Source organism: Aquitalea sp. LB_tupeE (assembly GCF_013391415.1).
In the GTDB taxonomy this organism is placed as follows: domain Bacteria; phylum Pseudomonadota; class Gammaproteobacteria; order Burkholderiales; family Chromobacteriaceae; genus Aquitalea.
Window position 1 is genome coordinate 133,501 of sequence record NZ_JACAXB010000017.1, and the last position, 25,457, is coordinate 158,957.

The 25,457-nt window shown below is 59.6% G+C and carries 19 protein-coding genes and 1 tRNA gene; 7 read left to right on the top strand and 13 right to left on the bottom strand.

Features of this window, described 5'->3' with window-relative positions:
- Positions 1-182: 182 nt before the first annotated feature.
- Together HWX34_RS08790 and HWX34_RS08795 are read right to left on the bottom strand one after the other, a co-directional pair.
- Entirely contained in the window at positions 183-2,111 is a 1,929-nt protein-coding gene (locus HWX34_RS08790) for a LapD/MoxY N-terminal periplasmic domain-containing protein (protein WP_255496639.1), read from the bottom strand.
- Positions 2,108-2,791 (bottom strand): transglutaminase-like cysteine peptidase, encoded by a 684-nt coding sequence (locus HWX34_RS08795; RefSeq protein WP_178971886.1) that lies wholly within the window; start codon positions 2,789-2,791, stop codon positions 2,108-2,110. The genes HWX34_RS08790 and HWX34_RS08795 overlap by 4 nt, the downstream gene beginning before the upstream one ends.
- Before the next feature lie 137 nt (positions 2,792-2,928).
- Between HWX34_RS08795 and HWX34_RS08800 the strand changes: the two genes are divergently transcribed.
- Complete coding sequence (locus tag HWX34_RS08800; RefSeq protein WP_178971887.1) at positions 2,929-4,467, top strand: TolC family outer membrane protein; 1,539 nt, start codon at positions 2,929-2,931, stop codon at positions 4,465-4,467.
- 75 nt (positions 4,468-4,542) lie between these two features.
- Here the strand turns inward: HWX34_RS08800 and HWX34_RS08805 are convergent, their stop codons facing one another.
- The 3 genes from HWX34_RS08805 to HWX34_RS08815 all read right to left on the bottom strand — a co-directional run bounded on the left by HWX34_RS08805 (position 4,543) and on the right by HWX34_RS08815 (position 10,207).
- Positions 4,543-6,192 (bottom strand): methyl-accepting chemotaxis protein, encoded by a 1,650-nt coding sequence (locus tag HWX34_RS08805; protein ID WP_178971888.1) that lies wholly within the window; start codon positions 6,190-6,192, stop codon positions 4,543-4,545.
- Positions 6,193-6,402: 210 nt separating this feature from the next.
- On the bottom strand, positions 6,403-7,203 hold the full coding sequence (locus HWX34_RS08810; protein WP_178971889.1) for a TatD family hydrolase: 801 nt from the start codon (positions 7,201-7,203) through the stop codon (positions 6,403-6,405).
- A 19-nt stretch (positions 7,204-7,222) separates the two neighbouring features.
- A complete protein-coding gene (locus HWX34_RS08815) occupies positions 7,223-10,207 on the bottom strand; it encodes an EAL domain-containing protein (protein WP_178971890.1) in 2,985 nt (994 codons plus the stop codon).
- 362 nt (positions 10,208-10,569) lie between these two features.
- On the opposite strand from HWX34_RS08815, the gene HWX34_RS08820 reads away from it, so the two are divergent.
- On the top strand, positions 10,570-12,783 hold the full coding sequence (locus HWX34_RS08820; RefSeq protein WP_178971891.1) for a TonB-dependent receptor: 2,214 nt from the start codon (positions 10,570-10,572) through the stop codon (positions 12,781-12,783).
- Between the two features lie 366 nt (positions 12,784-13,149).
- Here HWX34_RS08820 and HWX34_RS08825 read toward each other — a convergent pair whose 3' ends face one another.
- The 4 genes from HWX34_RS08825 to rsmI all read right to left on the bottom strand — a co-directional run bounded on the left by HWX34_RS08825 (position 13,150) and on the right by rsmI (position 16,474).
- Complete coding sequence (locus HWX34_RS08825) at positions 13,150-14,001, bottom strand: hypothetical protein (protein ID WP_178971892.1); 852 nt, start codon at positions 13,999-14,001, stop codon at positions 13,150-13,152.
- Positions 14,002-14,419: 418 nt separating this feature from the next.
- Positions 14,420-14,764, bottom strand: a complete 345-nt coding sequence (locus tag HWX34_RS08830; protein WP_178971893.1) for a DUF1484 family protein — start codon at positions 14,762-14,764, stop codon at positions 14,420-14,422.
- Between the two features lie 743 nt (positions 14,765-15,507).
- A tRNA-Leu gene (locus HWX34_RS08835) sits at positions 15,508-15,592 on the bottom strand.
- Between the two features lie 45 nt (positions 15,593-15,637).
- On the bottom strand, positions 15,638-16,474 hold the full coding sequence (gene rsmI, locus HWX34_RS08840) for a 16S rRNA (cytidine(1402)-2'-O)-methyltransferase (RefSeq protein ID WP_370459701.1): 837 nt from the start codon (positions 16,472-16,474) through the stop codon (positions 15,638-15,640).
- 93 nt (positions 16,475-16,567) lie between these two features.
- On the opposite strand from rsmI, the gene HWX34_RS08845 reads away from it, so the two are divergent.
- The 4 genes from HWX34_RS08845 to HWX34_RS08860 are packed head-to-tail and all read left to right on the top strand — an operon-like array spanning position 16,568 to position 19,203.
- The gene (locus tag HWX34_RS08845; RefSeq protein ID WP_255496641.1) at positions 16,568-17,653 is read left to right on the top strand and encodes a penicillin-binding protein activator; all 1,086 of its coding nucleotides are present in this window, start codon (positions 16,568-16,570) and stop codon (positions 17,651-17,653) included.
- The gene (locus HWX34_RS08850) at positions 17,650-17,994 is read left to right on the top strand and encodes a YraN family protein (RefSeq protein WP_199104038.1); all 345 of its coding nucleotides are present in this window, start codon (positions 17,650-17,652) and stop codon (positions 17,992-17,994) included. Before HWX34_RS08845 ends, HWX34_RS08850 begins: the two co-directional genes overlap by 4 nt.
- A 30-nt stretch (positions 17,995-18,024) precedes the next feature.
- A complete protein-coding gene (locus HWX34_RS08855; protein ID WP_045847689.1) occupies positions 18,025-18,615 on the top strand; it encodes a phosphoheptose isomerase in 591 nt (196 codons plus the stop codon).
- The gene (locus HWX34_RS08860) at positions 18,616-19,203 is read left to right on the top strand and encodes a BON domain-containing protein (RefSeq protein ID WP_178971897.1); all 588 of its coding nucleotides are present in this window, start codon (positions 18,616-18,618) and stop codon (positions 19,201-19,203) included. It begins immediately after the preceding gene.
- A gap of 66 nt (positions 19,204-19,269) precedes the next feature.
- Here the strand turns inward: HWX34_RS08860 and HWX34_RS08865 are convergent, their stop codons facing one another.
- The 4 genes from HWX34_RS08865 to HWX34_RS08880 all read right to left on the bottom strand — a co-directional run bounded on the left by HWX34_RS08865 (position 19,270) and on the right by HWX34_RS08880 (position 23,203).
- On the bottom strand, positions 19,270-20,478 hold the full coding sequence (locus HWX34_RS08865; RefSeq protein WP_178971898.1) for an EAL domain-containing protein: 1,209 nt from the start codon (positions 20,476-20,478) through the stop codon (positions 19,270-19,272).
- Positions 20,479-20,624: 146 nt separating this feature from the next.
- Complete coding sequence (locus HWX34_RS08870; protein WP_178971899.1) at positions 20,625-21,563, bottom strand: Tim44 domain-containing protein; 939 nt, start codon at positions 21,561-21,563, stop codon at positions 20,625-20,627.
- A gap of 50 nt (positions 21,564-21,613) precedes the next feature.
- Positions 21,614-22,315: a tRNA (N6-threonylcarbamoyladenosine(37)-N6)-methyltransferase TrmO gene (gene tsaA / locus HWX34_RS08875; RefSeq protein ID WP_178971900.1), complete on the bottom strand. Its 702-nt coding sequence runs from the start codon at positions 22,313-22,315 to the stop codon at positions 21,614-21,616.
- A gap of 138 nt (positions 22,316-22,453) precedes the next feature.
- Positions 22,454-23,203, bottom strand: coding sequence for a GNAT family N-acetyltransferase (locus HWX34_RS08880; protein WP_045847694.1), 750 nt, complete (start codon positions 23,201-23,203; stop codon positions 22,454-22,456).
- A gap of 347 nt (positions 23,204-23,550) precedes the next feature.
- On the opposite strand from HWX34_RS08880, the gene mnmG reads away from it, so the two are divergent.
- Complete coding sequence (mnmG, locus tag HWX34_RS08885; RefSeq protein WP_178971901.1) at positions 23,551-25,443, top strand: tRNA uridine-5-carboxymethylaminomethyl(34) synthesis enzyme MnmG; 1,893 nt, start codon at positions 23,551-23,553, stop codon at positions 25,441-25,443.
- The last annotated feature ends 14 nt before the right edge of the window (positions 25,444-25,457 follow it).

The window sequence follows — 25,457 nt, forward strand, 5'->3', positions numbered from 1 at the left end:
GGCTGCAGGCAAAGTGATGTGGGGCGATTTGACCGTGCCCGGCACTGCCGGGTCTTGCAATCAGCTTGTAGATTGCGTCGCCCTTTCCCACGTGCTTACCCTGTCGGGAGGCTCGCCTTCCTGCGCAGCGCGAGAGGGCGGTTATCCGGTTTCAAACCGCGTCCCAGGGCCGGGATAAGGTGTTAGTGAATGGCCGGACCGGTCAGGCAGTGCACGCCCATCTCCACCAGCGCCCTGGCATCGTCGGCATTGCTGATGCCCTTGGCTTCCAGCCGCACCCCCATCAGTGCAGCCATGCGCAGCAGACCGCGTAGCAGTGCGGCACGACCTTCATCGGCATGAATACCCTGGGTGAGCGTGCTGTCTAGCACCAGATAGCTGATGCTGGCCTCGTGGGTACGGGCCACCAGCGCCAGATTGTGGCCCTGGATTTCCACCGCCAGCTGATGACCGGCCGGGCGGATGGCGCGGCTGAAGGCGACAAAGTGCTCCCAGTGCTCGTCCAGACCGGTTTCATGGAATTCAAAGTTGATCTGCCGTTCCGGATAGCGCTGCAACAGCTGCATGATGGCCGGCAGGAAATCCGGATACTGCAAGGAAGCCGGTGACATGTTCACCGCCAGGCAGCCGGTGGGGCCATGCTGCAAGGCCAGTTGCAGGGTGTTGATGTCCAACCGGTGCACCAGCCCCAGACGGGCGGCCTGCGAAACCAGGCGCAACGCACTCATGGCCGGCAGGGCATCCCGGGCCGGACGATACAGCATGCCCTCGTGCCACAGCACATGACGCTCCGGGTCACATACCGGATACCAGCGCAGCTGCAGCGAATCATCCTGGCAGGCAGCCTCCAGCAAGGGTTTCCAGTCCGGCTGTACCTGACTGGAGGCCTGGGCGTGCTGTTGGTCCAGCACCCAGCTGTTCAGCGGCTGGGCTTCGGCCAGGGTCAGGCTGTCGCTGGCGCGGGCCAGCACATCGCGCAGGGTGTCGCCGCTGTGGAAAGACGTAATGCCGATATGGCCCAGGCCCGGTTGGTCGGACAAGTCCATGGTCCAGTACACCGGCCATAGCAGGCAAAGTTCGTCCGCCAGCTTGCCAGCGTCTTCTGCCCCCAGTTCCGGGCAGAACAGCGCGAAGTCGGCACCGCGCAGGCGGGTAGCCATCCAGCCGCGCTGCGTCTGGCAACGGGTGGACAAATCATCCGCTACCCGCTTGAGCAGGGCATCGGTACGTTGCCCGCCCAGACGCTGGTTCAATTCGGCCAGCCCCGCCACGCGTACCAGCAGCAAGTGGCCGCTTGCCGGGTCGGCCTGCGGGTCCAGCAAGCTGTTGAAACGTTGTTCGAAGGCCTCGCGGTTGGGCAGGCCGGTATTGCTGTCGGTCAGCACCTCACGGCGCAGGCGGTCCACTTCGTCGCGCAGGCCTAGCAGGTAGTTTTGCAGCCGTTCCACCATGTGGTTCATCGCCATCGCCACTTCGGCCAGTTCCGGAATACCGGGAATGGCAATGCGCATGAAGCGCTGTTCACTGATGGCGTGGGCCTGGGTCACTACGGTTTGCAATTCGCGGCGCAGCTTGCGGATGTCCAGCACCCCCAGCAGGCCCGCAGACAGCCCGATCACCACCAGCCAGAAGACGGTTTGCAAGGCACCCTGCCACAGCGAACTGTAGGCATAGCCCAGGTGGGCGCGCACCACGATGCGCCCGGCCTGCAGCCAGCCATTGCTGACCTGGGCCTGGCCATCTTGTGGCTTGAGCGGCAACAAGTGGTGGAACCAGGCAGGGGTGTCTTCCAGACCATTGCGGTTGCGCAGATGGATGGTCATGTCGGCGGGCACACCTTCCCAGCTGATCTCGGCGAAATGCCCCTGCTCGAAAGCGGCCCCCAGCAGGGTTTGTGCCATCACCGGGTCGGCCTTGTACTGGGTGACCATCAGCGCCAGCGCATTGGCGGTATCGGCGCTTTGTGCCGTCAGCTGTTGTTCCAGATAGCTGCGGGCATTGAGCAGGTTGGCAATCAGCGCCCCGCCGATGGACAGAGAGACCAGCAACAGCAGCAACAGCCACAGGCGCTGTACTAGCGAGAGCTTGCGCGACATCACGGTTGTACTCAAAAGGCAAAACCTTCCGTTTTCAGTTTATCCAGCAGCTGTTTCCAGCGGGTCAGCCGGTTGACATTGTTGTTCTGGGTGCCGCCCACCCAGATGCTTTCCATATTGAAGCTGAATACCGGGATCAGGTCGGGCCGCTGCGAGGCAGGCTGGATGCTGGTGATCAGGTTATCCAGAATCAGCGGCTCCACGGTCGGACTGGCATAGTATGCCAGCACCATATGCGCCTGGGTAACATTGCTGGAGGGGCCGCCAATGCGGGCCTTTACATAAGTCAGCCGGATCTTGTCCGGTGCCATGCCCAGCAGCCGCAGCGAGACGTATTTGGCAATCACGAAACCCTTGCAGTCGGCCATGCCCTTGCCGAAGGTTTCCAGGGGTGTGGCCCAGTAATCTTCCTGCCGCCATACCTGGCTGTTTTCAGCGTAGGTGATGCGCCGGTTGAAAAACTCGTTCACATCCTTCAGCCGTGCGCTGTCGTTACTGCCGGCATTGTTCAGCATGGTTTGCCAGTCGCGGTACAAGCGCTGTGCCTGCGGGCCATAGCGCGCCACGGTTTGTTCGCTGGGCAGGCTGCTGCCGGTTACCGCCAGACACAGCAGCCAGCCCAGCAACACGGGCAGCAGGGCGCGCCAGCCGCTGCGTAGCAGGCTGATGGGGGCAATGACGCAAGATGTCGTCATTAAGGAAATGGGCACGCGCATGGCATTAAATGTGTAAAAAAAGGGAAATAACAGTAAAATTCCGTGTGTATAATTGTTAGATAGTGTTTAAAAAATTTGTTTAAAATTAATCACACATTCGATATGGGGTAGTATCAATGAGAAATTTGCGCAAATCCATCAGTTTGTCGGTGGCCATTGGCTTGACAGGCGTGGCCGCTTTGTTGCCGCAAGCTGCCAATGCTATCGAGGTGAATGCTGCCGTTCAGCAAGCCATCCTGAACAACCCCGAAGTGCTGGCCAAGCTGCACCAGTTCCGCGGTGCCGGCCAGGATGTGAATGTGGGCCGTTCCGGTTACATGCCGACTGTGGATTTGAGCTATGAATCAAACCGCCAGCGCTATGACTACCCCAGCACTGTTGCGGTTGCCGACCAGAATTACACCACCCGTGGCTGGAAGCTGACGCTGAACCAGAACCTGTTCCAGGGCCTGCAAACCTATAACACCGTCAAGCAACTGGGTTATGACGAACAGGCACGTTACTTTGATTTCCTCGATACCAGCGAAAGCATTGCGCTGCAAACCGTGCAGGCTTATCAAGACGTGCTGCGTTATCGCCAGCTGCTGGATACCGCGCAGGAAAATTATGCCATTCACAAGGGCATCTTCGAGCAGATTGCGCAAAAGGTACAAGCTGGTGTGGGCCGCCGTGTGGACCTGGAACAAGCCGCTGGCCGTCTGGCACTGGCCGAGACCAACCTGATCACCGATACCTCCAACCTGCATGATGTTTCGGCGCGCTATGCCCGCCTGACCGGTACCCAGGCTCCGGCCCAGCTAAGCGAGGTGCCGTCGATGAAAGACGCGCTGCCGGCCAACCCGGACCTCATCAAGAATGCTGTTGCCCATAACCCGGCCTACCTGAGCACGCTGGCCAGCGTGCGTTCGGCCACTGCCGAAGTGAATGTCCGCCGCGGTGCGTTTGCGCCGACGCTGGACTTGCAGGCCAGCAAGGCACCTACCGACAATTACAATGGTTACAATGGTCGCAGCAATATCAGCTCGGTGGCGGTCATTTTCAACATGAATCTGTTCCGTGGTGGTGCCGACCGTGCCCGTCTGGGTTCTTCCGCCGAAAAGCTGAATGCCACCAAAGACCAGCGTGAAAAAGTTTGCCGCGACATGCGCCAGACCCTGAGCATTGCCAACAACAACATCATCAAGCTCAAAGACCAGATGGAATCGCTGCGTCAGCACCAGCTTTCCACCGAGAAAGCGCGTGATGCCTATCGCAAGCAGTTCGACATCGGCCAGCGTACCTTGCTGGACGTGCTGGACAGCGAAAACGAGCTGTTTGATGCCCAGCGCGCCTATATCAATGCCCAGTCCGATTACAAAGTGGCCGAAGCCACGGTACTGGCCAATTCCGGCCGCTTGCTGGAAACGCTGAAACTGAAGCCGGTGGAAGACTTCAAGACCGACAACAGCCTGAACGAAGAAGAGCAGAACGCGTGTGATACCAGCTACACCCCGCCGCCGGTGATCGACGTGAAGTCGATTGCGGCACGTCAGTACACCGCGGCAACCGCCGAAGCCCAGGCCGCACCGCAAGCCGCGCCGCTGGCAGCCCAGCCGGTCAAGGCCGGCAAGCCCAAGGCCAAGAAGAAAAAGCCGGTAGCCTCCGCAGCCAACTGATCGTTCCGGCTCCATGAAAAACGCCACCGTAAGGTGGCGTTTTCGTATCTGGCTGATGCGCAGCGTGCCGGGGACTTAAACCCGGAAGCGGTTCAGGCTGTCATCCAGTGCGGCAGACAAATCCTTCAGCTTCTGCGCCAGCTGATTGGATTCCTGCACCGAGCGGTTGGTGCTGTCATTCATCTGCGCAATCTGTTCCACATTGCGCGCTACATCCTGACTGGCCTGGCTTTGTTCCTTGATGGCACCGGCCACATCGCCAATCTTGTCCACCGAGCGCTGCGACAGATCGCGAATCAGCTGCAAGGAGCTGGCCACCTGTTGCGTACTGCTCACCCCGGTTTCGATACGTGTATTGGCCTGCTGCATGCTGACAAAGGCTTGCTTGGTATCGCTTTGCACGCTGGAAATGCGCGAGGAAATTTCCGCTGTGGCCACGCTGGTGCGTTCGGCCAGCTTGCGTACTTCATCGGCCACCACGGCAAAGCCACGGCCCATTTCACCAGCCCGTGCCGCTTCGATGGCGGCATTGAGCGCCAAGAGATTGGTCTGGTCGGCGATGTCGCGAATCACCTGCACGATATTGCCGATTTCACCTGAGCGCTGGTTCAGCTGTTCGATCACCTTGGCCGTGCTGGTGATGCTGTCGGCAATCTGGCGGATTTCATCTGCTGCCTGGGCGGCCAGCTGGCTGCTGTGGGTGGCTTCTGCCGTGGCATGGCGTGCTTGTTCCTCCACCCCCTGGGTGTTGTCCGACACCATGTGAATGCTCACCGTCATCTGTTCGATGCTGGCGGCGCAGGCCGAAGCGGCCTCGGACTGCTGATGCGAAGCCCTGGCCACGTAGTCGCTGACATCGCCCAGCCGGTCGGCCACGCCAACCAGCTGCGATGAATACCCGTGGGATTCCTGGATCAGCGTGCGTACCGTGCCCACCAGGTCGGAAACCGAACGGCCCATGCTGCCCAGTTCGTTACGGCCCAGGTCCGGCAGCTGCTGCGTCAGGTCGCGGCTTTGTGCCAGCTGCTGGCTGCTGTCGCGCATGCTGTTGAGCGGGTGACGGATGGAATGGATGATGACCCAGGACAGGGCAATGCCCAGCAGCAAGGCAATCACCAGCAGCGCCACCACGGCATTGCGTACCGATGCCGACGTGCTGTTGATTTGCCCGCCCAGGGCATTGACTGCCTCCACCGCCGCCTTGCTGATGGTTTGCAGCATGTCTTCCATCTGGTGCACGTTTTCCTTGAACTTGCCGATGGCTGCATTGCCGTCTGCCGGGCTGGTAATGCTGCCGGCTTCTACCTGTGCGCTGACATTATTGAAGCCATCGGCATAGGCTTGCAGCAGCTCGCCTTGTTTTTGCACCGGGCCTGTCAGGCTGCCACTCAGGCTGTTGCTGCCGTCGCTCAGCGACTGGGACAGTTTTTTCACCGTGTCCTGCGCCTTGCTGTAGGTGTCTTTCCATTTGCCCAGGTATTCGCCGCGTTTTTCGCGGTTGGCAATGTTCAGGAAATAGTCTTTCTCAAAGCGGCGCAAATTACCCATGTGGACGCGCAGCTCGGAGACATCACGAAAGAACATCAGCTCGTGGCTGGCGACTTCATCGACTCGGCGGTCGATACGGCCCAGTCCTTGCAGGGTAATGCTGCCGATGATGGCCAGCGCTACCAGCAGCAGGCCGAAGCCCGCCGTGATGCGCGCGGCAATGGATAAATTTTTCATTGTGTTCCCCACCCAGGTTGACAGGCAGTCAAGACATCATCATTAGCCGATGAGTGCTGCCTGATACATTCCGCCATCTTGATGACCGGCCGATGACAGTTGCAGTGCAATGAAAGTGTGCAATGTCAGCAGTTGCTGTCCGGACTGGCGTTTATTCGGCGCGAACCTTGCCACTTCATGCCAAGGAATGCAAGCTGTTTGACAGTATTGTCATGCAGGGGTGGCCAGGCCGATGACCTGGTAGGTATTACGCCACAGTGCCTGCTTCAACTCATTCAAGTCCATCTTGCGCAATTCTGCCATGACGATAGCGAACTGATTGAGGTTGGCCGGGGTATTGGGCTGTTGTTGCGCCCATTCCGGCCGGATGTCGGGCGCGTCGGTTTCCAGCACCAGGGCGGACAGGGGAAGGGTGGCGGCCAGTTCGCGGATGCGGCGCGAGCCGCTATAGGTCATGGCACCGCCAAAACCCAGCTTGAAACCCAGCTGGATGAAGGCGTCAGCTTGCTGGCGGCTGCCATTGAAGGCGTGGGCGATGCCGCCCCTCACCGGGATCTGGCGCAGGTATTTCAGAACGCGGTCCTGCGCGCGGCGCACATGCAGCAGAACGGGTAAATCGTATTTGCGTGCCAGTTTCAGCTGTTCCACCAGCAGGGCTTCCTGGCGAGCCGCGTCCAGCCCAGGAACATAAAAATCCAGCCCGATTTCACCCACGGCAACCGGCGCATGCTGTTGCAGGTATTGCTCCAGCGTGTGCAGGTGCTCATCCAGATGCCGGGACAGGTAGATGGGGTGCAAGCCAAAGGCCAGCCAGCACCCATAACGCTCACGCATGGCCAGGCTGTCGGCAAAGCTGTCGCTGTGAATGGCCGGCAGAATCAGCTGTCCCACGCCGCTGGCTTGCGCTGCCGCCACCAACTGGTCGCGCCAGCCGGTAAATTCCGGTGCATCCAAATGGCAGTGCGAGTCAATCAGGCAGGGGCTGGGGCGGGGGGCAAAGTGTCTGGTCATGGCGCCAGTGTAACTGCTGTTAACGGCGCTGGGCGGCCAGCAGTGCCATGAATTGGTCCACCGGCATCGGGCGGCCAAACAGATAGCCCTGGAAGGCCCGGCAGTGTTGTTCTAACAGGAAGTGGCGCTGGCTGGCGGTTTCCACACCTTCGGCAATCACCTGCAACTGCATGCTGCCGGCCAGCGCCACAATGGTGCGGATAATGGACACGTCGTTGCTATCGCTGTCGATATCGCGCACGAAGGACTGGTCGATTTTCAGCTGATCCAGCGGTAGGCGCTTGATATAGGCCAGCGAGGAGTAACCCGTGCCAAAATCATCCAGCGAGAAGCACACCCCGTCCTGCTTGAGCAGCTTCATTTTACGTACGGTGTCATCCACGTCCTGCAACAACAGGCTTTCGGTCAGCTCCAGTTTCAGGCGATGGGGCGGGGCACCGCTGCGCATCAGCGCGGTACGTACCATCTCGACAAAGCTGTTTTGGTGGAACTGGCGGGCGCTGACGTTCACTGCCAGCTCCAGGCCGGCAGTGGCCGGGTCTGCCGCCCAGGCGGCTAATTGGCGGCAGGCGGTATCCAGTACCCATTCACCCAAGGGGACGATCAGGCCACACTCCTCAGCCAGCGGGATGAAGCTGGCCGGACCCACCAGCCCGAATTCCGGTCGTTGCCAGCGCAACAGGGCCTCTGCGCCGGTGATGTGGCCATCGGCATCCACCTGCGGCTGGTAATAAAGCTGGAATTCCTGCTGCTGCAAGCCGCGGCGCAGCGCACTTTCCAGTTCGGCACGGGCGCTGACGGCTTCCTGCATTTCCGGATCGAAAAAGCGCAAGGTGTTGCGCCCGGCACCTTTGGCCTGATACATGGCGAGGTCCGCCCGTTTCAGCAGCTCTTCCACCGAACTGTCATGGCCATTAAACAGCACGGCACCCATGCTGCAGGTGTTGTGATGCAGGTCGCCCAGCATGGAATAGGGTTGCGCCAGTGCTTCCAGAATATGCTGACCAATGGCGCGGGTTTGCAGCACGGCCTGGGCCGGGTCGCTATGCAGGCCTTCCAGCATCAGCACAAATTCGTCGCCGCCCAGCCGGGCCACAGTATCGCCCGGCCGCAGGCAGCCATTCAGGCGCTGTGCCACTTCCTGTAGCAGGCGGTCGCCCTTGTCATGGCCCAGGGTGTCGTTGAGGGTTTTGAAGTTGTCCAGGTCGATGAACAGCAGCGCCCCGGTTCGCAGGTGATGCTGGCAGACTTCCAGCGCCATTTGCAGACGGTCCATCAGCAAGCGACGGTTGGGCAGTTGGGTGAGCGGGTCGTAGAAGGCCAGGCGTTTGATTTTGTCCTCTGCGGCCTTGCGCTGGGTGATGTCGCTCATGGTGCCGACGTAGTGGCTGACCGAGCCATCCTCCGCCAGCACCGCACTGATGCTGAGCCACTCCGGATAAACTTCGCCATTCTTGCGCCGGTTCCAGATTTCCCCCTGCCAGGCACCCAGCTCTTGCAGGCTTTGCCACATGCGCTGATAGAACGCGGCGTCATGACGACCGGATTGCAACAGGCTGATTTTCTGCCCCACCACTTCGTCGGCAGCATAGCCGGTGATTTTGCTGAATGCCCCATTGACCCGCAGGATGGTGGTGTGACAGTCGGTCACCACCATGCCTTCCTGGGCTTCAAAGGCGGTGGCGGCAATGCGCAGCAGCTGTTCGGCGTGTTTGCGTTCGCTGATGTCGCGGGCGGAGGCATAGACATAGAGCCGTCCGGCAATGGTGACCGGCTTGGCATTCACCTCGACATCAATCATGGTGCCGTCCTTGCGCCGGTGCCGCGTTTCCACTCGCACGCCGTCACCGCTAGTGTCGTGCAGCAGCCGTTGCAGCTCGCCGGTGCTGACTGTGCTGTCCCAGTCCTGCAGGCACAGCGCATGCATTTCCGCTGTGCTATAGCCCAGCATGGCGGCAAAGGACGGGCTGCATTCGGTCAGCCGTCCTTCTTCATCCAGGATGTGAATGCCATCAGACGCTGTTTGCAGCAGGGCGGCCTGACGCATGGTTTCGGCCAGTGCCGCATGCTCTGCCGCTTCACGGTCTGACGTTTCCTGCTCCAGCGCGCGGGTGCGCAGTGCCACCAGCAAGGCCAGTTCGGCACGATTGCGGCGTAACTCCCCCATCTGCCAGGCCAGCCAGCCCAGCAGCCCGCTGATCAGCATCACCAGCAGGGTATTACTGCCCATATGGCGCGGATTACGCCAGCCATCGCGCGGTTCCACATCCAGCGTCCAGGTGCCATTAGGCATGTCTATGGTGTAATGCACCGGATCGTCCAGTGTTACGGCCTTGGGCTCGGAGGTGGCCAGCACCTGTATCTGGTGGCTGTCCGGGTGCTGACGCCACAGGCTGTAGCGATAGCCACGCCGGGGCAACCAGTCCAGCCCGGCGTTTTGCAAGACATCCGGAAAACGCACCAGCGCAATGGCAAAGCCCCAGAACACCGGCGGCACGCCACGCTCGTGGTTCAGGAATACCGGCATGCGGCCCACCGCGCCCATGCCGCCCTGAACCAGGGTAAATGGCCCGGCCAGCGTCATCTGGCCGCTATCGCGCGCCATGAAGGCCTCTTTGTTGCGCGCCGGGTCGGCCAGCAGATTATGGCCAATCGCCTTTTCATTCCCCTTGAGCGGATAGATTTGCCGCACCACGCCACCCGGCGCCAGTTGCAGCGACATCACGCCGGGGTAGTAAGTCATCAGCGCGTGGGCATAGGCATCGAAATCATCCAGCTGGCCATGCCCCTGCCGCACCATGGCGCTCAGCGCATAGGTGGAGGACAGCGCACGGTCTATCGTCACCTTCACCGCATTGCCCCGGTCGCTGGCATCGGCCAGCGCCTGCGAGCGGGCAATGTCTTCATCCTGACGCGCAGCCACATACACCACTGCCATGCCCATCAGGCAGGAAAGCAGAGTGACGAGCAGGCTGGACAGCCAGGAAGGCCAAAGTTTGTTCACGTTGGTCGGTGCCGAAGGTAATGGGGGTAGGCAATAGGCCAGACTAGCGCATAGTGTACTGACCCGGCCCAGCGCTTGCTATGCCAAACGCAAAGAAAATCACCCGCATTTGCGCTTGATCAGCCTCGCGGCGGATCCCCACTGCCAAAGCCTTGCCAATACTGGCCCTGCGACAATTGGTCACATCCCGGAACGCGGCGAAATTGCTACGCTGCCCCCCTTACGGAACAAACCGCCGTTTGTCCTACATGTGGTCAAGACCTGCGCTATCCCACCCATGCCAGCTTCTTGTCCCGATAGCGCCGGGCCAGACTCCCCCTGCACCGGTGCATGACCCTTCTGTCATTCACTTGGGAAACAATATGCATTACCAGACCAAGCCGGCCGCGCTGGCCGTCACCCTTGCCCTGGCCGCCCTTGGCCAGCTGGCCAACGCCGCCGACAGCACGGACGTACAGCAAATGCCGGAGGTGGTGGTCCACGGCACCCGGCCATCCAGCCAGGCCAATGGCAGCAGCCTCAGCCCGGCACAACTGGCCGCGCAGCAAGCACGCAGTAGCGACAGCGCCCAGCTGCTGCATGATATTCCCGGCCTCAATCTGCATGCCGCCGGTGGCTTCTCCAGCCTGCCGGTACTGCGCGGCCTGGCCGACGACCGCCTGCTGGTAAAAACCGATGGTGCCAGCCTGATTGCCGCCTGTCCCAATCACATGAACTCCCCGCTGTCCTATATGGACGCCAGCAAGGTAGACAGCGTGCAGGTGTATAACGGTGCAGCCCCGGTCAGCGCCGGTGGCGACAATATTGGCGGGGTGATTGTGGCCAGATCCGCCGCCCCGCAATTTGCCGAGGCAGGCCAGATATTGCAGACCGGGAATGTCGGTGCCTTCTACCGCAGCAATGGCGATGCGCGGGGGGCCAATGCCAGCGCCACCCTGGCCAACGACCATGTCAGCATCAACTACACCGGCTCCACCGCCCGCAGCAATAACTACGACGCTGCAGCTGACTTCAAGAAATCCGGCCTGGCCGCCACGGGCCGCGCCTGGATGGATGGCAAAACGGTAGGCTCCACCGCCTACAAAACCGAAAACCACGAACTGGGCCTAGCCTGGCGCGACAATTACCAGCTGCTGGAAGCCAAAGTTGGCGTGCAACGCACGCCTTATGAGGGCTTTGCCAACCAGCGCATGGACATGACCGACAACAGCAGCAACCAGCTGAACCTGCACTACAACGGCCAGTTTGCCTGGGGCGAGCTGGACGCCCGCCTGTACAGCCAGTACGTACGCCACAGCATGAACTTTGGCGATGACAAGCAAACCGTTTACGGCATCTATCACAATGGCATGCCAATGGATTCCGCCAGCCATACCCTGGGCGGCAGCCTGACTGCCGAGCTGGCCCTGAATGCACGCGACCAATTGAAACTGGGCAGCGAAATCCAGCGCTACAACCTGAACGACTGGTGGCCGGCAGCCGGTGGCACTGGCGGCATGGGCCCCAATACCTTCTGGAACATCAAGGATGGCAACCGCGACCGCGTGGACGCCTTTGCTGAATGGCAGGCCGACTGGAACCCGCAATGGCGCAGCATCATCGGCGCACGCTTAAGCCAGGTGAACAGCAATGCCGGCAGCGTAGCGGGCTACAACAGCAACGCCTCCTACGCTACTGATGCCGCCAGCTTCAACGCGCAAAACCACGCCCGCACCGATCTCAACCTCGACCTGTCCGCACTGGCCCGCTACACCCCGGATGCCCGCCAGCAGTACGAACTGGCCTACGCGCAGAAAACCCGCTCGCCCAATCTGTACGAACGCTATACCTGGTCGAGCAACACCATGGCCGCGGTGATGAACAACTTCGCCGGCGACGGCAACGGCTATGTCGGCAATGCCAACCTCAAGCCGGAAGTGGCCCACACCCTCAGCAGCAGCGCCAACTGGCATGCCACCGACGGCGAAGCCTGGCAGTTTACGGTCAGCCCCTACTACAGCTATGTGGAAAACTACATCGACGCCCAGCGTTACGGCACGGCCAACAACAACCAGACCGCCACCACCGGCTACGTGGTGCTGCAATACGTCAACCAGAACGCCCAGCTATACGGCGTGGATGTCAGCGGCAAGCTGCAACTGGCCAACACCACCGGCTACGGCCGCTTCGATGCCACCGCCCAGCTCAGCTACACCCGTGGCGAAAACCTGACTACCGGCGACAATCTGTACAACATCATGCCGCTCAACGCCAAACTGGCGCTGGTGAATACGCTGGGGCAATGGACCAGTACCGCCGAATGGCAGGCCGTCCGTGCCAAAACCGACGTCTCCGCCGTGCGCAACGAAGTCAAAACCCCCGGCTACAGCCTGTTCAACCTGCGCACCCGCTATGAAAACAAACGCTTCAGCGCGGACGTGGGCATCGACAACGTGTTCAACCGCTTCTACACCCTGCCGCTGGGCGGTGCCTACACCGGCCAGGGCATGACCATGAGCCGCGCCGGTATCCCCTGGGGCGTAGGCGTAGCCGGCCCCGCCCGCTCGCTCTACACCGCCCTCAACCTCAAGTTCTGACCCCACCTGATTTGTCCGCCGGATGGCAGCCAGAACAAAACACCCCCGGCCATGCAGATGGCGCGGGGGGTGTTGGACTGGAGTGATGAATGTGGGGAGTGGATGGCTGTGTATCTTTCTCATTAGGGTTTAAGAAAGGCACACAGCTCGCTGTTATAAGTCCTAATGGACAACAAAAAAACCGCAGAGCCTTGTGCTGTGCGGTTTCTGTAACTTCTTCAACTTGGATGCTAGTCGGGATATGTATCGTGGTGTGGCTGGTAACCCAATACAGACAAAAACTGCTGGGCTGTATAAACAGGGCTTATACATAGATACAGGTACAGCCTACAGATACCATAAAACGTGGCCGTGAATTTCAGTAGCTCATTGGCAATATTCGGGGTATTTCTGGGTTGAGCAAAGAACCAAGGCTGGGCGCGTTAATGTATCTTCTTTGAATGTCCGGTCTGTGTTTTTAGCTCTTTCCATGGCTAATAAGAAATATTTAATTGCGCTACCTCTGTCTCTATTGTCAAGCGCCGTTTGGCCGAGGTCGTCGTATGTCAGTGCTTCTAGCTCAGCAATCGCTTCAGCATCTGCTCCTTTTGCCTTGGCATCCGTTATGAAGTTTTTCATTTTTAGATATGAGCCTCCCCATCTCGGTGTCAAACTGATGAAGTATCTATTTCTTATTAAACGATTGCGAGGTAGTATTTTTCTTCCTTGGATGAAATAATATTCAGATGCTTTGTCATTGCCTAAGCCTGTAGATATATCCAGGAGATGGAAATAAGACAAGTATGGTTTACTAGTTAGTGATAAAGAAATATCGAGTTCGGATTTTGATAGTTTAAACAACTCTTCCATTTTGTCAAGGTTGAATTGCAGTGTCTCTGCAATAGATTTCGTGCCGCGGAAATACTCACCACGTTTTTTCAGGTAAATGCCCAATGCCAAATGTGCAGGATATGATTTAGGGGAAGATCTTGCCCATTCTTGTAAATACCATGCTTGTTTGGCTGTGAGAGTATAAAATGCGCGATATGCATTTCGAAGTTCAATTTCAGAGATTTCTCCAGACTCAAAACTATTCTGAATGTTATTCAATGATAAATCAAGTTCGGAAAATTTTTTTGAATCAAGTGCACATGGATAGCACATATTTTCGGCTTTTCCGATACTGGGGGCTGCTAGTAGAAGTAGTAATAATGCTATGCGATAGTAAATATTTTTCAATTTTCTCTTACCTTTGAAAGTAATTATTAAATTGTTAGTGTTGTCTGGAGTATTTTAGCTTCGATGCAGTATTTTTTTTGTGATAATTGATTATCAATCTTAAAAATGCCAAGTCAAATATTGAGTATATTCAATGCATCAGTTTCGCACATGAAGCGTGCTAATGTCATGCTTGATCAACAAAAAATAGCCTGATGATCTATCGGCATCAATCGGACGGCTTTTAGATGTTTGAAAAGTGGGGATGCCATGTAGTACTGCAGCGGCCTTGGTGTCGCAGTCAGCTTGCAGTGAAATTATGCGTACAGTGGCGACGGCAAGTGTTCCGGCGCAATTGATCTGGCCTGCACTGGGTGGTAGGGGGAGGCTTGCGTAAACGACTGGCAACAAAAAGCGCCTTGCGGCGCTGTCTGTTCTTTTAGAGAAGTTGGCCGATATCGGTGCGCGCGAGGCTTATTTGCTGATGCAGCGGGGTCAGCAGCCCGGCCAGCTGGTTGGCTGGCAGCGGCACGTCCTCGGCGTGGTGCAGCAGATCAAGCAGGCATTGCATGCAGTCAGCGGCATGGTCCAGCGTGCAGATTCCGTCGGCAATGGTGTGCTGGATGGTCTGGGAGAGGCGGGTCAGCTGGCTGATGGGTTCGCGCAGCGCGGCGTGCTCCGGCAGGCTAGTCAGGGATTGCAGGTGGCTGAGTTGGTCTTGAAAGGTGGCCAGGGCCAGATAGGCGGCGGGAACGTCCGGGTCGAGAAGGGGCTGGGTGTTCATGCGCGGGCCTCCTTGCGGAAGGATGGCAGGGCGGTAACGGCAATGACATTCGCGGGGGGAGGGTGCAACAGGGCGTGGGAGATGCCAGGCATGGTATGCCTCCTATGTCGGGATTAGACCCGCACCCCGCTTGCAATCGGGGTGGCAGGCACATGGCAGGGTTTGCAAGACCGGGACATAGGAACCGGCAGCCCGAAGGCTCCCCACCACGGCCCGCCATAGAAAAAGGACGTACCAATGGTGTGTAACGGACGTAAAAAATGCCGCAAAGCGGCTGTCCGCCTATGTCTTTCGGGCTTGCATTCCCGGTGCCGCTATTGAACAGCACGCGGCAATTGTTGGGTGGCGGGGTGGGCTTGTCAATACCGGGGAAGGGTGTGGCACGGCATGGCTGTGGGCTGAGCCTGCCGGGGTGTGCTGTGTTGGTGTTCTACCAGTGTTCCATGGCGGGATTTGGGCAACAAAAAAGCGCCTTGCGGCGCTGTTTTTGATTCTTGCTGCAATCCTTAATCTGGTAAGGACTTGGTTGTATGGCTGTGAGGGGCATGGGGTCTACCTGTTGCTATGGCTGTAATGTCTGGGGGCACATTTTCATGCCACCAAAACCGATGCCCCCGAATATGCCCCCGCTGATTGCTGGATTGCAATAGGCCATTTTGGACTGCTATAGACGTAAAAAAACCCGCAAACCTATATTTGGCGCGGGTTTCTTACACTTCTGTGGACTTCTTTGGTCTTGCAGATGGTGCCCGGGGTCGGACTCGAACCGACACACCTTGCGGCGGGGGATTTTGAATCCCCTGCGTCTACCGATTTCGCCACCCGGGCATCGCAAGAGGAGGCAAGTCTATCCCATCTGTCTTGGCTTGTAAATCACTCCTCGGCATCCTTTTTCATTTTCAGTGCATGGTCATATAGCAGCTTGCGGTTGGCACCGGTAATTTGCGCGGCCAGGGTGGAGGCTTGCTTCATGGGCAGGTCGGCGCTGAGGATGTTCATCACCCGGATGGCTTCTTCCGGCAAACCGGCGTTGTCTTCCGCTTGCGGGGCGGCGTCGATGATGAGGACAATTTCGCCGCGCTGCTGGTTGCTGTCGGCCTTTACCCATTCCAGCAGCTCGCCTGCGGGCAGGCTGTGGAAGGTTTCAAAGGTTTTGGTCAGCTCGCGCGCCAGCATCAGGCGGCGGTCCGGCCCAAGTTCGGCCACGATGTCCTGCAGGGTATCCACAATGCGGTGCGGCGCTTCATAGCACACCACCAGGTGGTCGGCGCCCAGCCATTGTTGCAGTGTACGGCGGCGTTCGCCGCTTTTCGGCGGCAAAAAGCCGTGAAACAGGAAGGCATTACTGGTAAAGCCGCTGGCGGACAGGGCGGTGATGACGGCGGATACGCCAGGAATGGGGCGTACCGGGTGACCAGCGGCGCGCACGGCTTCCACCAGTCGCGCGCCAGGGTCGGATACCGCAGGGGTGCCGGCATCGGATACCTGCACCACGATCTGCCCTTCCGCCAGCCAGCGGATGACTTGCTCGGCCATGCTGCGTTCGTTGTGCTCGCGCAGGCTCACCAGCTTGTTGGCGTGGATGCCGTAGGCAGTCAGCAGGCTGCCGGTGACGCGGGTGTCTTCCGCGCAGACCACATCGGCGGCGGTAAAGGCCGCCAGCGCACGTGCGGTAACATCTCCCAGGTTTCCAATGGGAGTGGCCACCACATATAATGTGCCGCGACAGAAACTTTCCCGTGCAGTTTCAAGCAAGTGAGCGAACGAAGTATGCAAAGACTGGCTCCGCTGTTGGTTGGCGTCATGATGACATGGTTGACGGCTGCGCATGCGCAGGCACCGGACTATATCATCCAACTCAATGCTGCGCCGCTCAATAGCGTGGCCGGACAAAGCCCGCGCGCGCAGACGCAGCCGGCATCCGCCCCTGTTGCCCCGGTGGCCAAGCCGCTGGCAGCGCCCGGCAAGCAGGTGGCACGTCTTAAAATAGGCCTGTTGCTGCCCACCGAGTCCAAATTGCTGGGCGAGGCGGCTGCCGTGGTGCGTAGCGGGGTGGAAGCCGCGCACGATGCCGAACCGCAAGCCGATGTGGTGGTGATTGATGCTGACGAACACAACGCCGCCCAGCGCTACCGCGAGGCGGTGGCCAGTGGCGTCAACGTGGTGATAGGCCCCTTGTCGCGTGGCGGTATTGCCGCGGTGGCACCGCATGTGAGTGTGCCCACGCTGGCGCTCAATGCCGTAGGGCGCGATGTGCCGACCAACCCCAGGCTGTTTACCCTGGCCCTGAATGTGGAAGTGGAAGCACGCCAGATTGCCCGGCTGATGCGTGAAGATGGCCGCAGCAATCCCTTGATCATTGCCGATGGCGAGGTATTGTCCAGCCGCTTGAAGCAAGCCTTTGCCGACGAATGGCGCAACCAGAGCGGCAAGGACGCGCCACAGGTGGAAGATAACGGTCAGAGCCTGACGGAGTTGTTGCAGGCGGCCAGCAAGGCCGATGCGGTGTTTCTGGCGGTGGAGCCGGCCGAGGCCGCCCGGCTGAAACCGGCCTTGCCGCCGGATTTGCCGGTGTATGCCACCTCGCAAATCAGCACGCGCAGTCCGGACAAACAGCTGGCCGGTGTACGTTTTATCGACATGCCGTGGTTCCTGATGCCGCAACACCCGGCGGTAAAACGTTTTGCCCGCCCGGCCTCCGCGCTGACCCTGCAAACCGAACGCCTGTATGCGCTGGGGATTGATGCCTATCGTCTGGCGCTGTTGCTGGGTACCACGCGCAACCCTGCCAGCATCAAGCTGGATGGTGTCACCGGCGACCTGAAACTGGGCCGCGACCGGGTGTTTGACCGTCAGCTGCCGGTATCGCTGATTGGCGAAGGCGAATAAGGCCGATGAACCGCCAGGGGCAGCAGGCAGAGGAACGCGCGCTGGCCTTTCTGCAGCAGCAGGGCCTGAAGCTGCTGGAGCGCAACTGGTTATGCCGTGGCGGTGAGATCGACCTGATCATGCGTGACGGGCGCTATCTGGTGTTCGTGGAAGTGCGCCACCGGGCCAGCCCGCGTTATGGCGGTGCAGCCTACAGCATTACACCGGCCAAGCAGAGGAAACTCCTGCATGCGGCCACGGTCTACCTGTCCGATAAGCGAGTAGACGCGCCCTGTCGTTTTGATGCTGTGCTGAGCGAAGGCCAGCAGCCGCTGCAGTGGTTGAAAAACATTTTTGCATAGCAGCCATCCCGCGCTGCTACAAGGAAAAGCATGGACCTGATTGAACGCGTCAACGGACATTTTCTGGAAAGCATTGCCGCCAAGCAGGAAGCAATGGAACTGCTATCGCCCGCCGTGGCGCTGGCTGCCGAGCGCATGGTCAGCTGCCTGATGAACGAAGGCAAGATCCTGGCCTGTGGCAATGGCGGTTCGGCTGCAGATGCCCAGCACTTTGCTGCTGAAATGCTGGGCCGCTTCGAAAAGGAGCGCCCCGGTCTGGCCGCCATTTCGTTGGCAACCGACTCTTCGGCGCTCACTGCCATTGGCAATGACTACGATTTCGACATGATTTTTTCCAAGCAGGTGCGTGCGCTGGGGCATACCAACGACCTGCTGCTGGCCATTTCCACCTCGGGCAATTCCGCCAATGTGATTGAAGCCATTTATGCTGCGCACGAGCGCGGCATGGGTGTGATTGCCCTCACCGGCAAGGATGGCGGCAAGATCAGCGAAATCCTGTCGCCGGAAGACATCCAGCTGAATGTGCCGGTGCTGCGCACCGCGCGTATTCAGGAAGTACACATCCTGCTGGTGCATGCCCTGTGCGATGCCATCGATTACATGCTGTTGGGAGGTGAGTAAATGAAACGTACTGTCCTGTCGCTGTTGCTGGCCGCTGGTGTGTCCAGTGCGCTGTCCGGTTGTTTCGCCCTGGCTGCCGGTGGTGTGGCCGGTGGTGCGCTGGTGGCTACCGACCGCCGTTCCAGCGGTGCTTATGTGGACGACCAGAGCATTGAAGCCAAGGTGTCGCACCAGATTGGCGAGAAATTGCCTTCGGCTCACGTCAATACCACCAGCTATAACCGTGCCGTATTGTTGACCGGTGAAGTGCCGTCGGCAGAAGCCGGCCAGCAGGCCGAGGTGATTGCCCGTGCCATGCCCAATGTGCGCCGCGTGTTCAATTACACCGTGGTGGCTCCGTCTTCCGGTTTCTCCGAGCGCAGCAACGACACCTGGATCACCAGCAAGGTGCGTACCCGCCTGCTGGATGGCAAGGGCTACTCGCCCAACCATATCAAGGTAGTGACCGAACGCGGCGTGGTGTACATGCTGGGTCTGGTTACACCGGCGGAAGGGCAGGCGGCGGCACAGGTGGTGAGCGAAACTGCCGGGGTGCAAAAAGTGGTGACGCTGTTTGAAAGCATTACCGAAATCACGCCTGCGCAGTAAGTTGTGCTGAAACAGAAAAAGGACCGCATGCGGTCCTTTTTTTATGATGTCTGGCCTGAGCGTGCTTCAGCCGTGACTGCTGTGCACACGCGGTGCCAGCACATCGGCACACAGCACGTGCATGGCTTCGTCAATTTCAATCGCCATGGACAGGGTGACGCAGGAGCGGGTGTCGGTCATCGACAGATAAGGCTCGCTCATGTACAGCACGCCGGGCTGGTCGATGGCATGCTGGAAATACGCGCGGCGCGACCACACCGCACCGGTGGTATCGGCCAGCGGGGCAAACTTCAAGCTGCTGGCAATGGTGTTGTGGCGGCTGTTGAGGTTGCGGCCAATCTGGCGGCCTTCGCTGTCCAGCAAAAAACAGCGGATGACATCGGGCATGGCCAGCATGGGGGTGGCCGCCTGGTCGAACGGGGTGCCCTGCATCAGCGAAATGGCCGATTGCACAAAAGCCTGGCGGGCCAGTTCGATCTGCCGCCGGGTAATCTTGCGCTTGAGCAGGTCGCGCACCATCAGTTCGTCCCAGCGCGAATCCAGCCGTTTGGTGATGATGTCGTCGGCATCCGGGCTGGCGGAGGGGCGGGCCACATAATAGCCCTGTACCAGATCGCAGCCGGACTCCAGCGCCACCAGTACATCGTTCTCGGTTTCAATCCCTTCCTCCACCACCAGTGCACCAATTTCGTGCATCAGCCGCACCAGTCTGGACAGCAGATTGCGGGTGCGTGGCTGGCTGACGGCACTGCGCAGCAAATCCTTGTCGAACTTCACCAGGTCCGGTTCCAGCTGGCATACCCGGTCCAGGTTGGAATGGCCGACGCCAAAGTCGTCAATCGCAATCAGGAAGCCGGCTTTTTTCAGCAGATTCACGCCTTCGATCAGCGCTTCATCCACTTCCAGCACATGTTCCAGCACTTCCAGTACCACATTGCCCGGCTGCAGGCCGGCTTCGCGAATGGTGTTGGCCAGTGCCATGGCCCGTTCCGGGCGGGACAGCGAGGCGGCATCGACATTCAGAAACAGCCAGTGCGGATGGCTGTGTTCCAGCTCGGTAAAGTGCTGTACATGGGCCTGGCTGACGGCCAGGTCCAGCCCGTGGCGTCGCTCGGGGGACACCATGGTATAAAATGCCTCGGCCGGTGACAGCGGCAGCTGGTTCTGCTCGGCGCGCAGCAAGGCTTCCACGCCCACGGTACGGCGGTGCGCCAGACTGTAGATGGGCTGGAAATGGCTGCCGAGTATCAGACCGGCATGCTCGAAACGTTTCATTGCAGTACATTCCTTCCTGAGATAGGGCTCTTGCTGGCCCATGAACCCGTTACCTAGCAATCGGCATTCCAGTGTAGAGCATGGCCGGATAATAAAAAACGGGCCCGACAGGGCCCGTTAAGATAAATCCAACAAAAAACCAGAAATTACTCTTGTTGAATGCCAGCTACCAGCCATTTGCCGCCGGTACTGCCATCCTTCACGTAATGCCAGTATTCGCTGAACGGTACTGCCGCGGCATTGACCGACTCGCTCACCGTACCGGAGAAGCGCACAGTGGCGATAAAGCGGCCACCTTCTTCCACGGCTTCGGCCAGCTGGCAGTCCAGCTGCGGGAAGTCAGCCACATCGGTATTGCTGCCGATTTCATTGCGCAGGCCTTCGAACAGATCCGGCGTCATGTACTTGCGTACTTCTTCCAGGCTGTCCGGCGTGTTCAGGCTTTGCAGGTGCAGGAAGGTTGCCTTGGCCTGACGCAGGAAGTTCGGGGTTTCCGTACCATCCGGCAGGCGTCCCGGCACTGCACCAGCCATGGCCGGTGCTGCGCCATAACCAGCCGGTTGACCCAGGCCAGAGCCAATCTTGGGAATCGGCTCGAAGCGGGCAGCGTCCTGAGCATTGCTATTGAAGACCGGGCCGTTACCGGCAGGCATCGGGCTGTTGACGGTTGCCTGGCTGGCAGTCTTGCGGCGGAACCACATCAGGCCGCCAATACCCAGCAGGCCCAGCAAGGCCAGCGTGCCCCAGGGAATGCCAGACCCGGCACCTGCGGTATCCACGGCGTTACCCGAAGCGTGGTTGTTGTTCATGGCCGAACCCAGCATGTAGCCGGCGGCAGCACCTGCCGCACCCGCTGCAATGGCGGTACCAATGCCAGGACCCTTCTTGGGTTGGGCTTGCGGCGCAGCCTGCGGAGCAGGTGCCGGAGCCGGCATCGGAGTGGGTTGCTGGTAGCTTTTGGTCGGGGCCGAGCGGCGCATGCCGGCGCTCTTGCCTCCGCCCAAGCGTGCGGCTTCCGCAAACGGTGCCGCCAGGACAGAAACCAGGGTGAAGGCGAGCATGATCGTCTTCGCGCGAGGTGTCATGATTTTATTCTCCAGAGTAAAGGGCTCCGGTGTGACCGGAGCATGGAAGTTTAGTTCGGGGCAAGCGGCTGGATTTCAAGCACGTGAGCATGGTTATCCCGGATGCAAAAGCGGATGTTGTAGTCATAAAGCCGCACGCCGTAGATGCGTTCCGGGTCGTGCTGATAGGCCGGGCGCGGGTCTTGTGCCAGTACTTGTTCAATCAGCTGTGCCAGGCCGGGCGGTGCAGAGGGCAGGGCGGCCAGCTGTTGCAGGGCCGGCTGACTCCAGCAGATTTCCAGGCTGGGCGGCGGGCCATCGACAAAGCCGCCGCGTGCTTCCGGGTGGGCTTCCACAAACGGGATATAAGGCTTGATGTCCAGCACCGGCGTGCCATCCAGCAAGTCCGCGCCTTCCAGATGCAGCCACACGCCATGCCCGGTATCGATGCCGCGCAGCGCCACCAGCGACAGGCCCAGCGGATTGGGCCGGTGGGTGGAGCGGCTGGCAAACACGCCCACCTTGGCATTGCCGCCCAGCCGTGGTGGGCGTACCAGCGGCTGCCAGCCACGATGGGCAGTTTCGTGGAATACGAAGCTGATCCAGACATGGGAGAAGGCGTCCAGACCACGTACCGTATCCGGATGATTGAACGGTGGCAGCAGTTCGATGCGTACATCCGCAGCCGGAGCCAGCGCGGGCTGGCGCGGAATGCCGAATTTTTCTTTGTAGGGCGAGTGGACTATACCCACCGGGTGAAATGCGTAGCTCATGGCGGGATTGTAGCCGGGTTATGGCTGGCTGATCCTGCTTAATCCACCAGACAGAAGCGCTTGGCAAACAGAACAGCCCGGCCGAACGGGGGCTTCGGCCGGGCTGATGACAGCGACAGCGCTGTGCAGGCTGGGGAATCAGCCTACGAAGTGACGGTTGTAGCGGCCGGTCAGGCGGCTCATGGGCAGCAGCATGAAGAAGTCTGCGCAGTTGAAGTCAGGGTCCCAGGCTGGTTCACCGCAGATGAAGGCCCCGGCGCGCAGATAGCCCTTGATCAGCGGCGGCATCGGCGAGGAGGGTGCGTCGTCGTGAATGCGGTCCAGCGGTAGCGGCAGGTGCGGGAATACACGCCATTCGGCCGGGCTGAGGTGGCTGGATTCCAGTTGGCGGTACAGGCTGACGGCCTGATGGCCACCATCGGCCAGGCTCACGCTGGCGCAGCCTGCCAGATAGGCACCGCCCTTTTTCTGGACATAGTCGGCCAGACCAGACCACAGCAGGGCAATCACACCGCCGCTGCGAAAATCCTTGTGTACGCAAGAGCGGCCCACTTCGATCAGGCTGTCGCGCAGGTTGTCCAGGCGGGTGAGGTCGAATTCGTGTTCGGAATACAACGAGGGAGCACGGCGTGCCATATCCGGCGGCAGCATGCGGTAAGTGCCCACCACCAGGCCGCTGTTGGCATCTTCCACAATCAAATGGTCACACAGGGCATCGTACTCATCGCAATCAATGCCCAGGGCTTGCGATGACAGCTCGGCACCCATTTCACCGGCAAATACGTCAAAGCGCAGTTTCTGTGCACGGCGGATGTCTTCGGCCGTTTCTGCTACACGCACGCCCAGTTTCAGCTGGCGGCGGCTACTGATGCTTTCATTCAGTTGCATGACTTACTCCCCTGGCGGATATGCGGACAGGCTTGTTGTGTTGGTCCGGAATGCTAGCCTTGCTGTGGTTTGTTGCCATCAGCCATTTCCGGATATGGGCACGGCAACTCCTTCATTTGGCAGTAGCTTTTCGCTGGGCCGGCCTTGCAACACATGCTAGTGATGGAGTTTGACGGGGACATTTCGCGCATATGACTTGTGGATGACCGGCGTTTGAACTGCCGGTTACAACAGGGGCGAAACAAATCAATGACTTATCACGCAATCGGTTTTGCCGTAGAATAGGCCGTTTTTCCTGCACGCTTCGCCCTGCCTGCCTCTTGCGCACGGGCTTCCGAGTACAGCCGATGATTTATCCCACACAGTTTGACGTGATCGTGGTTGGCGGCGGACACGCCGGCACCGAGGCCGCGCTGGCTGCCGCCCGCATGGGTCGCGCCACGCTTCTGCTTACCCACAATATCGAGACCCTGGGTCAGATGTCGTGCAACCCGTCCATCGGTGGCATCGGCAAGGGGCATTTGGTGAAAGAGGTGGATGCGCTGGGTGGCGCCATGGCGCTGGCCACTGATATCGGTGGCATCCAGTTTCGTACCCTCAATGCCTCCAAGGGCCCGGCGGTGCGCGCCACGCGTGCGCAGGCCGACCGTATCCTGTACAAGGCGGCCATCCGCGAAATGCTGGAGAACCAGCCCAATCTGACGCTGTTCCAGCAGCCGGTGGATGATTTGTTGGTTGAGGGTGATCAGGTGGCCGGTGCCATTACCGCCATCGGCATTGTGTTCCGCGCCCGTACCGTGGTGCTGACGGCCGGTACTTTCCTGTCCGGCAAGATTCATGTGGGCCTGGAAAATTACACCGGCGGCCGCGCTGGTGATCAGGCCGCGTCCACCCTGGGTGCACGTCTGCGCGAGCTGGATTTGCCGGTGGGCCGCCTGAAAACCGGCACGCCGCCGCGTATTGATGGCCGCAGCATCGACTTCTCCGTGATGGAAGAGCAGCCGGGTGATACGCCCGAGCCGGTGTTCTCCTATCGTGGCCAGCGCAGCATGCACCCCAAGCAGCTGCCGTGCTGGATTACCCATACCAATCAGCAAACCCACGACATCATCCGCTCCGGCTTCGAGCGCAGTCCGATGTTTACCGGGGTGATTGAAGGGGTGGGTCCGCGCTACTGCCCGTCCATCGAGGACAAGATCAACCGCTTTGCCGACAAGGACAGCCATCAGGTTTTCCTGGAGCCGGAAGGCCTGACCACGCACGAGTTCTACCCCAACGGGATTTCCACCAGCCTGCCGTTTGATATCCAGCTGGCGGCGGTGCGTTCCATCCGTGGCATGGAAAACGCCCACATCCTGCGCCCGGGCTATGCTATCGAATACGATTACTTCGACCCGCGCGGCCTCAAGTCCACGCTGGAAACCAAGTCCATCAAGGGCCTGTTCTTTGCCGGGCAGATCAACGGCACCACCGGTTACGAAGAGGCCGCAGCGCAAGGCCTGCTGGCTGGCCTGAATGCCGCCCTGTATTCGCGTGATGAAGAAGGCTGGTGTCCGCGTCGTGACGAGGCCTACCTTGGCGTGCTGGTGGACGACCTCATCACCAAGGGTGTGTCCGAGCCTTACCGCATGTTTACCAGCCGTGCCGAATTCCGCCTGCAACTGCGCGAGGACAATGCCGACTTGCGCCTGACCGAAATGGGCCGCAAGCTCGGCCTGGTTGGCGATGCGCAGTGGGATGCCTTCTGTCGCAAGCGTGACGCAGTGGAAGCCGAAACCGCCCGTCTGAAATCCACCTGGCTGCATCCGGCCAAGCTGCAGGATGCCGCTGCGCTGCAAGCCCTGCTGGGCAAGGGCATCGAGCGCGAGTACAACCTGTTCGACTTGCTCAAGAGGCCCAATGTCGCTTACCGCGACCTGATGACACTGCCGGAAGCCGCTGGGGGTGTGGCAGATGACGTGGTTGCCGAGCAAGTGGAAATTCAGGTCAAATATCAAGGCTATATCAACCGTCAGAACGAAGAACTGGCGCGCCGTGACAATCTGGAAAACATCCGCCTGCCTGCCGACATTGACTTCGGCCTGGTCAAGGGGCTGTCCAAGGAAGTGCAGCAAAAACTGAATCAGCAGCGCCCGGAAACCCTGGGTCAGGCATCGCGCATCCAGGGCATTACCCCGGCGGCCGTCGCCCTGCTGATGGTGCATCTGAAGCGCGGCTTTGCCGACGCCAAAACCGAATAATTGCAAGCCAAGCG

Excerpts from the sequence above, each read along its gene's own strand:
- HWX34_RS08830 (WP_178971893.1), bottom strand. The coding sequence starts at position 14,764 with ATGAACACCCAGCCCCTTCTCGACCCGGACGTTCCCGCCGCCTATCTG.
- HWX34_RS08855 (WP_045847689.1), top strand. The coding sequence starts at position 18,025 with ATGGACCTGATTGAACGCGTCAACGGACATTTTCTGGAAAGCATTGCC.
- mnmG (WP_178971901.1), top strand. The coding sequence starts at position 23,551 with ATGATTTATCCCACACAGTTTGACGTGATCGTGGTTGGCGGCGGACAC.
- HWX34_RS08820 (WP_178971891.1), top strand. The coding sequence starts at position 10,570 with ATGCATTACCAGACCAAGCCGGCCGCGCTGGCCGTCACCCTTGCCCTG.
- HWX34_RS08880 (WP_045847694.1), bottom strand. The coding sequence starts at position 23,203 with ATGCAACTGAATGAAAGCATCAGTAGCCGCCGCCAGCTGAAACTGGGC.
- tsaA (WP_178971900.1), bottom strand. The coding sequence starts at position 22,315 with ATGAGCTACGCATTTCACCCGGTGGGTATAGTCCACTCGCCCTACAAA.
- HWX34_RS08870 (WP_178971899.1), bottom strand. The coding sequence starts at position 21,563 with ATGACACCTCGCGCGAAGACGATCATGCTCGCCTTCACCCTGGTTTCT.
- HWX34_RS08865 (WP_178971898.1), bottom strand. The coding sequence starts at position 20,478 with ATGAAACGTTTCGAGCATGCCGGTCTGATACTCGGCAGCCATTTCCAG.
- HWX34_RS08860 (WP_178971897.1), top strand. The coding sequence starts at position 18,616 with ATGAAACGTACTGTCCTGTCGCTGTTGCTGGCCGCTGGTGTGTCCAGT.
- HWX34_RS08810 (WP_178971889.1), bottom strand. The coding sequence starts at position 7,203 with ATGACCAGACACTTTGCCCCCCGCCCCAGCCCCTGCCTGATTGACTCG.
- HWX34_RS08845 (WP_255496641.1), top strand. The coding sequence starts at position 16,568 with ATGATGACATGGTTGACGGCTGCGCATGCGCAGGCACCGGACTATATC.
- HWX34_RS08805 (WP_178971888.1), bottom strand. The coding sequence starts at position 6,192 with ATGAAAAATTTATCCATTGCCGCGCGCATCACGGCGGGCTTCGGCCTG.
- HWX34_RS08795 (WP_178971886.1), bottom strand. The coding sequence starts at position 2,791 with ATGACGACATCTTGCGTCATTGCCCCCATCAGCCTGCTACGCAGCGGC.
- HWX34_RS08800 (WP_178971887.1), top strand. The coding sequence starts at position 2,929 with ATGAGAAATTTGCGCAAATCCATCAGTTTGTCGGTGGCCATTGGCTTG.